This window comes from Streptomyces sp. NPDC059371, from assembly GCF_042751995.1.
Lineage (GTDB): Bacteria > Actinomycetota > Actinomycetes > Streptomycetales > Streptomycetaceae > Streptomyces.
In genome coordinates this window covers 81160-83845 of sequence record NZ_JBHYXD010000018.1, presented here as the reverse complement: position 1 = coordinate 83845, position 2686 = coordinate 81160, and the positions used below count along the sequence as shown (strand labels likewise).

At 69.3% G+C, this 2686-nt stretch carries 2 protein-coding genes; one reads left to right on the top strand and one right to left on the bottom strand.

Annotated features, from left to right (window positions below):
* Nucleotides 1-136 precede the first annotated feature (136 nt).
* Entirely contained in the window at nucleotides 137-760 is a 624-nt protein-coding gene (locus ACFXGX_RS13490; protein WP_384789309.1) for a TetR/AcrR family transcriptional regulator, read from the bottom strand.
* A gap of 191 nt (nucleotides 761-951) precedes the next feature.
* Between ACFXGX_RS13490 and ACFXGX_RS13485 the strand changes: the two genes are divergently transcribed.
* Nucleotides 952-2499: an MFS transporter gene (locus tag ACFXGX_RS13485; RefSeq protein ID WP_384789306.1), complete on the top strand. Its 1548-nt coding sequence runs from the start codon at nucleotides 952-954 to the stop codon at nucleotides 2497-2499.
* Nucleotides 2500-2686: the final 187 nt, after the last annotated feature.

Sequence of the window (2686 nt, the reverse complement as noted above, 5' to 3'; positions counted from 1 at the left end):
GGACGCCGCAGCCCCGCGGGGCCCGCCCCGCCCCCGCCCCCCCGCGCCCATATCGTCGAACGACCCCACGCACGCCGGTCGGCCGACAGGATCAGGCCGGTCGGGGCGACCCTCACAGCCGGATCAGCCCACCGGATCAGACCACTCGTACGCACAGCAGCGGGACCATCATCTGGTCGATCATCTCCTGGAGATCCAGCTCGCTCCATTCGCTCGCGCACACCTTGGCGCGGTACATCATCATCGCCGGGACGGCGTCGAAGACGTACGAGTTCGCGGCCTCGGGACGCACCTCGCCCCGTTCGATACCGCGCTGAACGACCTCACGGAGCAGATGCAGTGTGGGCTCGACGACCCTGCCGCGGATGACCAGATTGAAGCGCTCGGCCTGCCGCACATCGCATTCGTGAAGCACCGAGCGAAGCGCGATTCCCGGCGGCGAGAACATCGCCTCGCGCACCCGCCGACACACCTGCAGCAGATCCTCCCGGACACTGCCGAGGTCGGGAGCTCGCGTCAGGTCCGGCAGCCCGGCCTGAAGGGCGTCCGCGACCAGGTCCACCTTCGAGGGCCACCGGCGGTAGACCGCGGCCTTGCCGGTCTGCGCGCCGGCCGCCACCCCCTCCATGGTGAGGCCGTTCCAGCCGACCGAGCCGAGTTGTTCCAGGGCGGCTTCCAGGATCGCGCGCTCGAGCACGGCGCCGCGACGGCGCGAGGGGGGCGCCTGAGCGGGGGCGGCCGTCCAGCGCGAAGTAACCATCAGAGTGTCTCCGTCGTACAGGGGAGCGGTATTCAGGGAAGTTCGGGCTTTTCTGGCGGGGATGCGCGTGACCGGATCGTCCGTGCCGGGCAGCGGCTTCAGTGAACGCTTGCGTTCACTGACGGGGAGTCACTACCGTTGACGCGCAAGTGAACGCGCGCGTTCACTAACTCACTTGTGGGGGAAGCATAGTGACAACCTCTCAGTTGACTAAGGACAGCAAGCCAGGTGCGGCACGCCGGGAGGGACATCCCGGCATCGCGCTCACCGTCATCGCGGCCTGCCAACTCATGGTGGTACTCGATGCGACGATTGTGAACATCGCACTCCCGCACATTCAAGACGCACTCGACTTCAGCACGACAGACCTGACATGGGTGGTCAGTTCGTACACCCTCACCTTCGGTGGCCTGCTGCTTCTCGGCGCACGGGCCGGTGACATCCTCGGCCGGCGCCGGGTCTTCATGACCGGCATCCTGCTGTTCACCTTCGCCTCACTGCTCGGCGGACTCGCCCAGGAGCCCTGGCAGTTGCTGGCGGCTCGGGCCCTGCAGGGCGTGGGTGGCGCGATCGCCTCCCCGACATCGCTGGCCCTGATCACGACGACCTTCCCCGAAGGCCCGGAGCGGAACCGGGCGTTCGCCGTCTTCGCGACGGTCTCGGCCGGTGGCGGCGCGATCGGTCTGCTCGCCGGAGGCATGCTCACGGAGTGGCTCGACTGGCGATGGGTCCTCTTCGTCAACGTGCCCATCGGCATCCTGATCGCCGTTCTCGCGCCGATGTACATCAACGAGTCCCAACGCCACCCGGGACGCTTCGACATCGCGGGCGCGCTCACCTCGACGGCGGGCATGGCCTCCCTGGTCTACGGCTTCATCCGCGCGGCGGAGAACGGCTGGCGGGACAGTCTCACGATCGGGTCGTTCGGCGCGGCCGCGGCGCTGCTGCTGGCCTTCGGGATCATCGAGACGCGGGCGAAGGAACCCATCACCCCGTTGAGGATGTTCACCGACCGGAACCGATCGGGTACCTATCTGATCATGCTGAGCCTCGCCGCCGCGATGTTCGGCATGTTCTTCTACATCGTGCTCTTCGTGCAGAACGTGCTGGGGTACACGCCGATCTCGGCCGGTGTGGCCTTCCTGCCGGTGACGGTCGCGATCGCGGTCGGCGCGGGTCTTTCGCAGCGCTTCCTGCCGGTGCTCGGCCCCAAGCCGTTCATGGTCACCGGCTCGTCGCTCGTCGCCCTCGGGCTCGGCTGGCTGACCTTCATCAGCCCCGACGACTCGTACGCCGGTGGAGTTCTCGGACCGATGCTGTTGTTCGGCTTCGGCATGGGCCTGAACTTCGTGACGCTGACGGTGACCGCCGTCTCCGGCGTCGCCCAGCACGAGGCGGGTGCGGCCTCCGGTCTGCTCAACGTCACGCAGCAGGTGGGCGGTTCGCTCGGCCTCTCCATCCTCACCACGGTCTTCGGCTCGGCCAGCCGCGACGAGGCGCAGAAGCAGATGCCGAAGTTCCTGGCGGACGGCTCGGCCGAGCAGAAGGCGGCGTTCGCCAAGACCCACCAACTGCCTGCCCCTTGGGGCCATGATGTGCTCGCCCACGGCATCTCGACCGCCTTCGTGCCGGCGGTGGGCATGGCCGTGCTCGCCCTGACCACCGCCGCCCTGGTGATCAGGGTCCGCAAGAGCGACATGGAGGCTCTCGCCGGCACGGCGGAACCGGCGACGGGCTGAGCGCGCGCGCCGGTACGGCGGGAGACTTGCCGTCGGCGTAGAACGCTCTCGCCGGTACGACGGGAGCCCCGCCCCGGACGGAGAGCAGAACCGCGGAGGGCCGGGTCGTGGGGCCCGCGCGGGGGGTCGCGGCGGGCGCTCCCGGCGCGGCCGCGCCCCCCCGGGCCCCCCCGGGCGCGCGGCCGCC

Bases quoted from the DNA above. Each gene is read 5' to 3' on its own strand.
- ACFXGX_RS13490 (WP_384789309.1), bottom strand. From the start codon at position 760: ATGGTTACTTCGCGCTGGACGGCCGCCCCCGCTCAGGCGCCCCCCTCG.